Source organism: Aeromonas sp. s9 (assembly GCF_040907765.1).
GTDB lineage: Bacteria > Pseudomonadota > Gammaproteobacteria > Enterobacterales > Aeromonadaceae > Aeromonas > Aeromonas caviae.
In genome coordinates this window covers 1-11,650 of record NZ_JBFOCK010000040.1, presented here as the reverse complement: position 1 = coordinate 11,650, position 11,650 = coordinate 1, and the positions used below count along the sequence as shown (strand labels likewise).

General features: G+C 61.3%; 13 protein-coding genes. 8 read left to right on the top strand and 5 right to left on the bottom strand.

Going from position 1 to position 11,650, the window contains the following annotated elements; genetic code table 11:
* Window positions 1-336 precede the first annotated feature (336 nt).
* A complete protein-coding gene (locus AB5Y54_RS08125; protein ID WP_010673257.1) occupies window positions 337-1,191 on the top strand; it encodes a Tim44 domain-containing protein in 855 nt (284 codons plus the stop codon).
* 194 nt (window positions 1,192-1,385) lie between these two features.
* On the opposite strand, the gene ushA is transcribed toward AB5Y54_RS08125, so the two are convergent.
* Complete coding sequence (gene ushA / locus AB5Y54_RS08120; protein WP_139700100.1) at window positions 1,386-3,056, bottom strand: bifunctional UDP-sugar hydrolase/5'-nucleotidase UshA; 1,671 nt, start codon at window positions 3,054-3,056, stop codon at window positions 1,386-1,388.
* 248 nt (window positions 3,057-3,304) lie between these two features.
* Here ushA and AB5Y54_RS08115 point away from each other — a divergent pair, with 248 nt between their 5' ends.
* From AB5Y54_RS08115 to AB5Y54_RS08105, 3 genes are all read left to right on the top strand, one after another.
* Complete coding sequence (locus tag AB5Y54_RS08115) at window positions 3,305-3,643, top strand: DUF2956 domain-containing protein (RefSeq protein ID WP_104451749.1); 339 nt, start codon at window positions 3,305-3,307, stop codon at window positions 3,641-3,643.
* A 115-nt stretch (window positions 3,644-3,758) separates the two neighbouring features.
* Window positions 3,759-4,094 (top strand): hypothetical protein, encoded by a 336-nt coding sequence (locus AB5Y54_RS08110; RefSeq protein WP_201920540.1) that lies wholly within the window; start codon window positions 3,759-3,761, stop codon window positions 4,092-4,094.
* 98 nt (window positions 4,095-4,192) lie between these two features.
* Window positions 4,193-5,059, top strand: a complete 867-nt coding sequence (locus AB5Y54_RS08105) for a tetratricopeptide repeat protein (protein ID WP_201984507.1) — start codon at window positions 4,193-4,195, stop codon at window positions 5,057-5,059.
* Window positions 5,060-5,128: 69 nt separating this feature from the next.
* Here AB5Y54_RS08105 and AB5Y54_RS08100 read toward each other — a convergent pair whose 3' ends face one another.
* Both AB5Y54_RS08100 and fkpA read right to left on the bottom strand, forming a co-directional pair.
* Complete coding sequence (locus AB5Y54_RS08100; protein WP_039040075.1) at window positions 5,129-6,532, bottom strand: sigma-54 dependent transcriptional regulator; 1,404 nt, start codon at window positions 6,530-6,532, stop codon at window positions 5,129-5,131.
* Window positions 6,533-6,680: 148 nt separating this feature from the next.
* A complete protein-coding gene (fkpA, locus tag AB5Y54_RS08095; protein WP_029313875.1) occupies window positions 6,681-7,490 on the bottom strand; it encodes an FKBP-type peptidyl-prolyl cis-trans isomerase in 810 nt (269 codons plus the stop codon).
* Window positions 7,491-7,609: 119 nt separating this feature from the next.
* Here fkpA and AB5Y54_RS08090 point away from each other — a divergent pair, with 119 nt between their 5' ends.
* Complete coding sequence (locus tag AB5Y54_RS08090; protein WP_104454674.1) at window positions 7,610-8,578, top strand: WD40 repeat domain-containing protein; 969 nt, start codon at window positions 7,610-7,612, stop codon at window positions 8,576-8,578.
* A 14-nt stretch (window positions 8,579-8,592) separates the two neighbouring features.
* On the top strand, window positions 8,593-8,808 hold the full coding sequence (locus AB5Y54_RS08085) for a SlyX family protein (RefSeq protein WP_010673249.1): 216 nt from the start codon (window positions 8,593-8,595) through the stop codon (window positions 8,806-8,808).
* Window positions 8,809-8,872: 64 nt separating this feature from the next.
* Here AB5Y54_RS08085 and AB5Y54_RS08080 read toward each other — a convergent pair whose 3' ends face one another.
* Window positions 8,873-9,511 (bottom strand): peptidylprolyl isomerase, encoded by a 639-nt coding sequence (locus tag AB5Y54_RS08080; RefSeq protein WP_201920545.1) that lies wholly within the window; start codon window positions 9,509-9,511, stop codon window positions 8,873-8,875.
* A gap of 146 nt (window positions 9,512-9,657) precedes the next feature.
* Window positions 9,658-9,864, bottom strand: coding sequence for a YheV family putative zinc ribbon protein (locus AB5Y54_RS08075; RefSeq protein ID WP_041211197.1), 207 nt, complete (start codon window positions 9,862-9,864; stop codon window positions 9,658-9,660).
* Window positions 9,865-9,903: 39 nt separating this feature from the next.
* On the opposite strand from AB5Y54_RS08075, the gene AB5Y54_RS08070 reads away from it, so the two are divergent.
* Together AB5Y54_RS08070 and AB5Y54_RS08065 are read left to right on the top strand one after the other, a co-directional pair.
* On the top strand, window positions 9,904-10,590 hold the full coding sequence (locus AB5Y54_RS08070; RefSeq protein ID WP_302098068.1) for a hypothetical protein: 687 nt from the start codon (window positions 9,904-9,906) through the stop codon (window positions 10,588-10,590).
* 138 nt (window positions 10,591-10,728) lie between these two features.
* Window positions 10,729-11,628, top strand: coding sequence for a chemotaxis protein (locus AB5Y54_RS08065; RefSeq protein ID WP_368153443.1), 900 nt, complete (start codon window positions 10,729-10,731; stop codon window positions 11,626-11,628).
* The last annotated feature ends 22 nt before the right edge of the window (window positions 11,629-11,650 follow it).

Genomic DNA, 11,650 nt, shown 5'->3' with positions numbered 1-11,650 from the left:
ATCCGGCGACAAGACGGGACCCAGGCCTCGTCAGCGTCATCCACTTGTGCGCCGCAGACCTGCCTCACAGTACGAGAAAGGGCCAGACCAGGGTCTGATCCTTCGTTCTTGCTCTTTGTTTGTTGCGCAGCCTGCGCACCGAGCGACTCGGCCGTCTGTGTCTCATGGGCGCCTCCCCTGTCGGACGACTCAATCTGTTCATGAATAATTCATGCCATCCGTGATAATCATACCCGCAAGCTGCAACACAAAAAGGGACTGGCAGCCTGCCATGCGCCTCGCTGAGCTTGCACAAGCAGAGCATGCCCCCACCTACATGAGAGTGAAAGAGTCAAAATGAAAAAGATGCTGACCCTGTTTGCCCTGATCCTGGCCATTGGCCTTGGGGCACCCATCGCCGAGGCCAAGAAACTTGGTGGCGGCAAATCCTTTGGCAAGAGCTACAAGACGGCTCCGGCCCAACCTGCAGCCAAGCCGGTCGACACCAAGAACCCGACCGTGGGCGCCCAGGCACCCAAGAAAGGCGGCATGATGGGCGGCCTGCTGGGTGGTCTGCTGGCCGGCGGCCTGTTCGCCTACCTGCTGGGCAGCGGTGCCTTCGAAGGTCTGCAAGGGATGGACTTCCTGCTGATCGCCCTGCTGGCACTGGGCGGTGTCTTCCTGTTCCGAGCCCTGCGCAGGAACAAGGCGGCAGCGGCCCAGCCACAGACGGCCTATGCGGGCTATCAACCGCCCCAGAGCGCGGCCCCCCAGCAGTTCGAGCAGAGCCACAGCGCCCCGCAGGCCACCGGTTTTGCCGACAGCGACGTGCCCTTCCGTCTGCCCCCGGGCTTTGACATGAACGGCTTCCTGGCCGGTGCCCGCGATCACTACCGCACCCTGCAAGAGGCCTGGAACAAGAACGACCTGGAGAAGATCCGCGAGTACGTGAGCCCCGAGCTGTTCGAGCACCTCAAGGCCGAACGCGCCGAGCTCTCCGGTGAGCAGCACACCGAGGTGATGTACGTGGACACCCAGCTGGTCCGTGCCGACTACGGCAGCGACTGGGCCCAGGTGAGCGTGCGCTTCAGCGGCCGCTACATGGATCGTCAGGAGCAGGTCGAGGAGGACATCAAGGAGGTGTGGCACCTCGAGCGTGATCTCGCCAAGGACAATGCCCCCTGGCATATCGTCGGCATCGAGCAGCTCTAAGGCTCAACCGACCCATTTCATCAAGGCGACCTCAGGGTCGCCTTTTTATTGCCATCAGATCGTGTCATGCCCTATTTCGGGGCAGCTTCCCGTGGCCGGATATATTTCCCGAGAGACACTGCTGATGACATTGAAAATAAAAAAGAGAGGCAGCCATGGCTGCCTCTCTTTTTTATTGGCTCGGGGTGCAGGGATTATTTGCAACCCTCTACCGAGGTGGAGTTGATATAGCTGACCTCGCCGGCCGGCTGATAATCGGCGACCTGAATGGTCTTCTTCGCCGCGATATAATCCTTCAGCACACCGGCATCCACCAGACCGGCATTGATGGTGTCGATCTTCGGATAACCGTCACCACCGGCCGCGCTGAAGCTCGGGATGGAGAAGCTGTAGGTTGCTGCCGGATCGAAGGCCTTGCCGCCGATGGTGGCGATGTCCACGCTCTTGGCCTGGCAATCCACCGTCATCTTGATGCCGCCGAACTGGGCATAGCCACCGGTATTGGCGGTCTTGGTCGCGACCTGACCCAGGTAGGTCAGCAGCTCGTTGCCGCTCATGGTCGCCTTGTTGACGGTGTTGCCGAACGGATGCACGGTCAGCACGTCACGGTAGCTGATGTCCCCTGCCGCGATGGAGGCACGCACCCCGCCGGAGTTGACGATGCCAAAGTCGGTGCTCAGCTTCTCGGCGGTCGCGGTGGTGATGAGACGACCCAGGTTGGTCTGCTTGTTGCGCACGTTGGCGCGCTCACCGTCCAGTACGCCATCGGTGGCACCGATGACCACACCCAGCTCCTGCTGTCCCTTCTCCTGATAGGTGAGCAGGGTGTTGTAGAGCTCGGGATCCTTGACGATCTCTTCCTGAATGAAATCACCGTCCGCATTCTTCAGGTTGACCGGGATCAGATCGTACTGGGTCAGGGTCAGCTTGCCATTCTGATAGTCAAACTGGGCACGACCCACATACTTGCCCCACTCGTGAGCCTGCATGATCCAGGTGCCGTTCTGCTGATCCGGCTGGCAGTCGTCGCCCGGCTTGAAGTCGGCGTACTTGTCCGGGGTACCCGGCTCCATGCAGACTGGGTTCTGGGAGTGACCACCGATGATGGCGTCCAGGGTGCCTGCCGGCAGCGCACGGGCCATTTCCACGTCACCCGGTGCGTTGCTGCCGTGCTGACCATTCTCGTAATGGCCCATGTGGGTGATGGCAAGAACCAGGTTCGCCTCTTTGTTGTCGCGGATCTGCTTGCCGAGATTGGCGGCTTCCGTGGTCGGATCGCGGAACTCCAGGGTCTGGACGTTGTTGGGATCCACCAGCTGGGCGGTGTCCTCTGTGGTCAGACCCAGCACGGCGACTTTGAGGCCGCTTTCCAGCTTGAACACCTTGTAGGGATCGAAGTAGCGCTTGCCGCTCGCCTTGTCATAGATGTTGGCGGAGATCATCGGGAACTGGGCCCACTGGCGCTGTTTCTCGAGGATGGTCAGGGGGTTGTCGAACTCGTGGTTGCCCACCGCCATGGCATCGTAACGGATGCTGTTCATGGCCATGAAGTCCGGCTCTGCATCCTGCAGATCCGACTCTGGCACCCCGGTGTTGACGTCACCGCCGGAGAGCACCAGCACTTCGCTGCCCGCCGCTTTCGCCTCGGCACGCAGCCGCTCGACCAGGGTCTTCTGGGCCGCCATGCCATATTCGCCCTTGTCGTTGTGCCAGAAACGACCGTGGGTATCATTGGTATGCAAAATGGTCAGCTTGCAGACATTTTCGGTGCAGGGGGCGACGCTGTCGTTGCTTGAGGTATTGCAGCCGCTCAATGCGGCAAGCACTGCCAGTGCGATACTTCCTTTGACAAATTTATAATTCATTTCCATATCACCTTGTTATTTTGTTATTGGACGACCCTATCCAGGATCGGGCGGTAATATAACAAACAACATGTGACGGTTTTTCATCGGCGACTCACAAATTCCGCCAAATGTGATCATCCACGCAACCTGTTTCCCCTATTTGGAACAGAGGCCCCCCACTCACAGAGCAATTTCCCCCATGATGGCAGCCCGCCGGTAACGGTTATGGCATACTGCCCGCCAATCAATGCCAAGGAGTGCCTGGAATGGCCAAGTACGACAAAATTTCCCCCGAAACCCAGCAGGAGGCGATGAAGATCGCCCGTGCCAACCAGAAGCCAGGGCAGACCAAGGAGCAAACCCAGCTCATCGCCCAGGGGATCCAGAAGGGCATAGACGAATACAAGAAACAGATGAAGGCGAAGGCCCGCGAGGCCAGCCGCCAGAAGAAACTGCAAGCCAAAGCCAGGCACTCTTCCCAAGAGACACGGGAAGAGGAGAGCGAAGCCGAGGTCATCGAGCTCACCCGCCAGCACCCGCTGCCCTGGATCCTGCTGATGCTGAGCTGGCTGGTATTTGCCGTGCTCTGGTTCTGGTTCCGCTGATCCTGCCCAGGCAAACCTTTGCCCTGCGATCCGCTTCACAGCCCGGGCGCGGGGGACTGGTCATTCTCCACCTGGACTGCCTACACTCTGCCCCCCTTGTCAGGAGACACTCATCATGAACCCGGCCCCGCTCTATCTGCTGGCTCCCCTCGCCCTCTTCCTCGTGACCCTGGTGCTCTATCGCATCTCGCCACTGCGGGCGGTCGCCGCCGGCCATGCCCGCTGGTTTATCCTGCCCGCCTTCACCCTCTTTATCCTGCTCATCGTCATCAATGGCAATGCGGATCCCGCCCTGCGAAGCCCTGCTTTCCACTGGCTGATGCCGGGGTTCGGCTTTGCCCTGAGCCTGTTCCCTGCCCTGCCCAAGGCGCTGGTACCGCGCCTGGCTATCAAGGAGGGAGCCTTTGCTGCCCTGGGTCTGATGCTGATGAGCCTTGCCATGGTCTACTGATCGGCAAGCGCTGGCGTCACGATGGCGCCAGCCCCCCTTCTTGTACAAAGAATGGCCTTCAGGCATCTTGGTGGGCGGATAACCGGCATGGAGGCCAGATGAACAATCCGCCCGATTTCATGGCGCTGTGGGATTATCAGGATCCCGCCGCCAGCGCCCAGCGTTTTCAAGCACTGCTGCCCGAGGCGCGTGCCACCAACCTGCAATGGGAGCTGGAGCTCCTCACCCAGATAGCCCGCACCCATTCGCTGCAACGCCAGTTTGCACAGGCGCACCAGCTGCTCGACGAGATAGAACCCCGCCTCACCGAGGCGACTCCACGGGCCCGCCTGCGCGCCTTGCTGGAGCGTGGCCGCACCTTCAACTCCGCCGGTGACAAGGCCAGCGCCAGAGCCCTGTTTGAACAGGCCTGGCAACTGGGAGAGCAGTACGAAGAGCACTATCTGGCCATCGATGCGGCCCACATGGTGGCCATCGCCGCCCCCCTGGAGGAGCAGAGCCACTGGCACCAGCTGGCGATGACCCTGGCCGAGCGCAGTCACGACAAGCGGGCACGGGGCTGGCTCGCCACCCTCTACAACAATCAGGGCTGGACCCTGTTCGAGCTGGGTCGCCTCGACGAGGCCATCGCCTGTCAACAAAAGTGCCTGGCCTGGCACGAGCAGCACAACAACCAGGGCAAAGCCTTTATCGCCCGCTGGAGTCTGGCGCGCCTGAGCCGGGCCCAGGAGCGCCATGAACAGGCCATGGCCGAACTGGCGCAGTTGCGCGACGACATGGCCGCCGCAGGCACCCCCGAGGATGGCTATGTGTTCGAGGAGCTGGGGGAGAATGCACTCGTGCTCAATGATCCCGCGGCACCCGAGTTCTTTTCCCGCGCCTGGTTTCTGCTGTCACAGGATGGCTGGTTCACCGCCAACGAGGCAGAACGGCTGGCCAGGCTCAAGCAGCTCGCCAAACTCTGATAAGCGTGCGGGGCGGCCAATTGGCCGCCCCGCACATCAGCATGTCTGCCCGGGAGCAGAGGTGACGGCTCAGGCCGGACTCGCCTCTTCCCAGCCCTGCTTCTTGCGATAAATCGTGGAAGGGCTTATTTCCAGCAGGGCCGCCGCCTTGGGGATGTTGCCGTCACAACTGGCGATGGCCTGCTCGATGGCCTCCTTCTCCACCTGCCAGAGCGGACGGACCTGCCTGCGAACGACGACGGATTCTGACTGGGGATCCGCGATCCCGACCGCAGGCTCCGGGGCCAGGGTACGCCCCCCGTTGAGGGGAGGTGGCAGGATATCCGGGCTCACCAGCTCGCCATCGTTGAGCACCACTATGTTGCGCACCACGTTTTGCAGCTCGCGCACGTTGCCGGGCCAGGGGTAGTCGAGCAGCACCTGCACTGCGTCCGCATCAAAGTCCCTGAACCGCTTGTTCTCCTCACCGGCATAACGCAGCAGCAACTCCCGGGCCAGCAGCAGGATGTCCTCTCCCCGCTCCCTCAGGGGGGGCAGCGCCAGCGGGATCACGTGCAGCCGGTAGTAAAGGTCTTCACGAAACCGTCCGGCCTTGACCTCCACCAGGGGATCCCGGTTGGTGGCGCAGACAAAGCGCACATCCACCGTCTCCAGCTTGCCGCTGCCGACCCGCTGCAGGGTGCCGGTCTGGATGAAACGCAGCAGCTTGCTCTGCAGGTCGAGATCCATCTCGCAGATCTCGTCGAGGAAGAGGGTACCGCCGTCCGCCAGACTGGCCGCCCCCTTGCGATCCCCCTGGGCACCGGTAAACGACCCTTTCACGTGGCCGAAGATCTCGCTCTCCATCAGGTCATGGGGAATGGCGGCGCAGTTGAGGGCGATGAAGGGCTGATCCCGACGCGGGCTGCACTGGTGGATGGCCTCGGCGCACACCTCCTTGCCGGTGCCGCTCTCGCCAGTGATGAAGACGGTGGCCTTGCTCGGCGCCGCGCTCTCGATGATGCGATAGACCGCCTGCATCGCCATGGAGGCGCCGATGAAACCGGCAAAGGAGCTGCGCTCGAAGTTTTCCCGATACTGGGCCACCAGCGAGCTGAGCTGCTGGTGTTTCAGGGCGTTGCGCGCCGTGGCGCACAGGCGCTTGCCATCGAACGGCTTGGTGAGAAAATCGAAGGCCCCGAACCGCATCGCCTCCACCGCCACATCCACCGAGCCGTGAGCGGTGATCACCACCACGGAGCAGGGCAGTTGCCGCTCAGTGATCTGCTGCAAGATGTCCATGCCGGACATGTCGGGCAACTCCAGGTCGAGCAGCACCACGGGGGGCGGGCTTGCCAGCAATTGTGCCAAAGCCTGCTGGCCACAATCTGCCAGCTGCACCTCGTAGCCATCCTGGGCCAGATACTGCTCATAGACGACCGCCAGACTGCGGGTATCTTCCACCAACAGGACACGGGGTTTGCTTTCAGCCACGAGATCCATCCTTGCGCTTGATTTTGTTGTCTATTCTGGGGGCTAGCCGCCACACACTCAAGACGGCCTCATCGCTTTATCCGGGGGATTGCGACAATACACAAGCAAAAACGGCTCCCTGGGGAGCCGTTTTTATGGTGCTTTGAGCTTATTTCTTGGCGTTGTCGCCATCGGCAGCCGGTTTTTCGATGGCCAGCAGCTCTACGTCAAATACCAGCACGGCGTTGGCCGGGATGGAACCTGCACCGTGCTCGCCATAGGCCAGCTTGGACGGCAGGAAGAACTTGAACTTGGAGCCGACCGGCATCAGTTGCACCCCTTCGGTCCAGCCCGGGATCACCTGGTTGAGCGGGAAGGTAGCCGGCTCGCCGCGATCGACGGAGCTGTCAAACTTGGTGCCATCGGTCAGGGTACCGGTGTAGTGCACCTTGACGATGTCGGTGGCCTTCGGCTTGGCGCCGTCACCCATCTTCTCGACCTGATATTGCAGGCCGGACTCGGTGCTCTTCACGCCCTCTTTCTTGGCGTTGGCAGCCAGGAACTCTTCACCCTTCTTCAGGTTTTCCACGGCATCCTTGTCGGCCTTCGCCTTGGTCAGCTCGTTGATCTTGGCGTCGTATTCCTGCAGAACCTTCTGGATCTCCTCGTCGGTCATCTTGGCTTCTTTGCCCAGACCGTCGGTGACACCCTTCAGGATCACGGTGTTGTCCAGCTTGATGCCGAGCTCCTGCTGGCGCTCCAGGGTATTGGCGATATAACGACCCATGGAGAGGCCGATCGCATAGCCGGATTGCTCTTCAAAGCTCTTGGCCTCAGCCTTGGGGGCCTCTGCCGGCTTGCTGGCTTCTGCCTTGACCTCTGCGGTATTGGTCGCAGCAGGTTTCTCATCTTTTTGGCAAGCAGTCAGACCGACGGCAACCGCCGCAGCCAACAGGGACACCTTCAGAAAATTGTTCATCAGTTTCTCCAAAACTCTAAATACCGCTCTCGGTTCCTTCGTGAAATGAGAGGTTTATCGTGATAAGCGCCTTATACTAACGCCGTGATCGCAGGTAACGAAAGCATGAGACAGGAAAAATGATCAAAAGTGCCATTTATCTCATCGGTATTTGCCTGATGCTGACGGGGTGCGAACAACGCTCACTTCCCAGCCAGCAGATCCGCCTCGCCAACCAGGGTCTGCTGAGCGCGGATCTCGCCAGTTCCGGCAAGCTCGCGCTCGTCTCCAGCCTGGGTCAGGGCACTGTGGTGTGGGATCTGGAACAGGGCAAGGAGCGCTGGCGCTGGCGCCAGAGCGATGACCAGGAGGAGTTCGTCACCCTGACCCGCTTTTCCCCCGATGACAGCCATGCCATCACCGCCACCCAGCACACCTTCGCCATCTGGCGCTTGCAGGATGGCCGCTCCCAGGGTTACTACTCCCTGCCAGAATCCCCCCTGCGCGATGCGGCGATCTCGGCGGATGGCCGCCAGGTGCTCATCGGCCGTGAAGACGGCAAGGCGGAAGTGGTCGACACCCAGACCGGACGCCGGCTGCAATTCCTCGGCCACACCGAACAGGTCAACACGGTGGATCTCTCCCCCAACGGTCGCTATGCCCTCACCGGCGGCAACGATTACAGCGCCTATCTGTGGGACACCCGCACGGGCCAGGTGGTGTGGCGCTTCAACCACGCCGGGCGAGTCGTGATGGCGAGACTGGATCCGTCCGGACGCTTCGCCTTCACCGCAGACAGTCGCCAGGCCAGCATCTGGGATCTCAAAACCGGCAAGGAGCACAGCCGGTTGCAATATGATCACCGCTTCGAGGTCTACACAAGCGCCCGCTTTGCCAACGGCGGCAACTGGCTCATCACCGGCGCCCCCTCCCGCCAGCTCACTCTGTGGCAGGTGAGTGACGGCCAGCCGTTGCAGAGCTGGCGCGTCTCACCCCATCCCAAGGTGAAACCGCCGAGCGCTGTGGTCTATGGCGTGGCTTTGCGCGACAATGACCACCTCGTCAGTGCCAGCTCCAGTGGCCTGGCTGAAATCTGGACTATCAAGTAAGGACCAAAAGGCCCATGAGTCAGCAACTAAACGAACGCCTCGAAACCCTGGAAAGCCGCCTCGCTTTTGCCGAATACACGGTGGAGCAGCTCAACGACGAGGTCACCACCCAGGGTCGCGAGCTGGACCGGCTCAAACACCAGATCCATCTACTGGTGGATAAATTGCAGAGTGTACAGCCGAGCCAGATCGCCAGCATGGCCGAAGAGACGCCGCCACCGCACTACTGATGAGTGCCAGCCATAAAAAAACCCGCGCCATGCGCGGGTTTTTTTATCATCGGCCAGGCCGTGATCAGTGCTGATGGCCCTTGCCACCACAACCGCCACCACCGCAGCAACCACCGTGACCGTGATCGTCGCCGTGATCGTGTGCATGGTTGTGACCATGGCCGCCACAGCAGCCACCGTGGTCATGATCGTGATCATGGCCGTGATCATGGCCATGACCATGATCGTGACCGCAGCCACCGGCGCCGTGCACATGGCCATGGGCCAGCTCTTCGGCGGTCGCGGCACGTACGTCCTTGATCTCGACCTTGAAGCCCAGGGTCACGCCAGCCAGGGGATGATTGCCGTCCACCTTGATGAACTCCTCGGACACCTCGATGACGGTCACCGGGCGGTGGCCGTCGTCGGTCTCGGCCACAAAAGTATCCCCTTCAGACACTTCCATACCGTCGAACAGCTCGCCGGGCACTTCCTGCACCAGATTCTCGTCGTACTCGCCATAGGCCTGGTTCGGCGTCAGGGTGACGTCGAACGCCTCGCCCACGCTGCGGCCTTCCAGCTCGGCTTCGAGGCCGGAGACCAGGTAACGGGTACCGTGCAGATACACCAGCGGCTCTTTACCGACAGTGGTGTCGATGACTTCACCGTGTTCGTCGGTGACCGTGTATTCCAGCGTAACCACGCTCAGGGGAGCTACTTTCATGTCAGGGATCCTGCGGATAGAAAAAAACGGGCTCAGAATACCTCAAAAAGGCAGACAAGCATATGGTCGGTCCGGCTTCGGTGTGATGAAAAAGTCATCAACAGCGACCAGCCTGACCGGCGTACCATCACCTTGAGGCATGGCACTCACTCGGGACGAAACACCCCAATCACCTGCTCCGCCTCGCGCGTCACCTTGTCCACCTGCTCCTGGGTCTGCACCTGGGTATCCCCGCACTCGACACAGGTCACCTTCTCGACTCCATGCTCTATATACAGCATCATGGTGTCCATCTTGCCGCACGCCGGGCAAACCGCCCCGGCAATGAAGCGTTTTTTACGTCTGGTTTCCATTTTTGTTACCTCCAGGCAGCATCATATCAGGGTTTTTACATGCATCACGCCATCGAATATCAGCATTTTTCCACTTCCTCCCTTCAGGTCGGCCCCCGCAAGCGCTCCCCCATGGGCCAATTGCTGCGCGTCACCCAGGGGGCGGCGCTGCTGAAATTGGGTGCCCATGAGCTGTTGTTGACACCTGGCAGCCACTTCTGGCTCTGTGCCGATGCCCTCGCCGCCTTCACCCCTCTGGCTGGCTGCCAGCATGATCTGCTGGCCTGCTCCGTGCGGGTGCCCCAGCCCGCCCAGGCTGGCTGGTTGCAGGCAAGCCCGTTGATGGACGTACTGCTGGACAGCCTGGCGGCCTGGTCACGCCCCCGCGACTGGCAAGGCCCCTATGGGCAGCGGCTGCAAGTGGTGGGGGATGAGTTGCATGGCTGCACCATCTCGTCACTGGGAGATCAGGCATTGCAAGATGCCTGGCAAGCCCTGGCCAGAGCGCAGCCGGATAGCGTGGCTGCCTGGCAGACCCTGCTGGGCACTCGCGGTCTCGAGGGCCCGGACGCCCGGGCACTGAAGGATCAGTGGCAACTGTTGCAGGGGATTCGCCTGCTGCGAAGCGGCAGCACGCCGTCACAGGTGGTGAGCAGGCTGGGTTATCGGGATGAAAGCGCGCTGGCCGAGGCTCATCTGCAATGGCTCGGGGCGCCCCTCTCCCCTCAGCCGTCCGCGACCCGATAAGAGAGGCATAAAAGGATGGCAAAAGAAATCCAGTTTTGCGGCTCACCGCCGCTAACAACAAAGGAGTCATTCATGTCACCATCCTTTATGCTGAACACCCGATTGACCGTCACCGACTAGATCAACAGGACATCCGCCATGACGAGCAAGGCCAACCAATCCCAGGGCATGTTGCTGTTCCACCTCTCTGCCAGACAATCCTTCGCCATCGGTACCCTCAAGGTGAAGGAGATCGTGCCCTACACCCAGCTCACCGCCCTGCCACAATCCCATCCCACCGTGCTCGGGGCCGCCAGCATGCGCGGCACCACCATCCCGGTGATCGACATGGCAATGGCCGTGGGCTACCGCCCCATCAGCCGGGAGGAGATGCCCCGCTGCTTCATCATCATCACCGATTGCCGCCGCACCCTGGTGGGCTTTCTGGTGCGGGGCATCGACAAGATCACCGAGTGCAACTGGCGTGACATCGAGCCGCCCCCTCCCTCCTTGGGACAGAACGTCTTCGTCACCGGCGTGACCCGGGTGGGAGAGCAGCTGATCCAGTTGCTGGATGTGGAGCTCATCCTGTCGCGGGTCTATCCGGACGATCCTAGCCATCTCTACCCCGTGCTGACCGACGTGCAGCGCGAGCGGCTCAAGCCGATGCGGATCCTGCTGGTGGACGACTCCTCCGTCGCCCGTCGCCAGCTCATGGCGGCGCTCGATTACATCAACATCCCCTACGAGGTCTGCACCAACGGACGTGACGCCCTCACCCTGATGCAGACCCGGGTCTCCCAGGGCACGCGGATCGACATCCTGGTGAGCGATATCGAGATGCCGGGGCTGGATGGTTACGAGCTGGCCTTCGAGGTGCAGAGCGATGCCAAGCTGTCGGGAGCCTACATCATCCTGCACACCTCCCTCTCCAGCGAGATCAGCGTGGAGCGGGCCCATCAGGTCGGCGCCCACGAGGCGCTCACTAAGTTTGAAGCCAACGAACTGATCCAGGCCATGCTGCGCGGCGCCGAGCACCACGATCGTCTGCTGGCCTGATGTCGCGGCGAGCCAAGGGCTC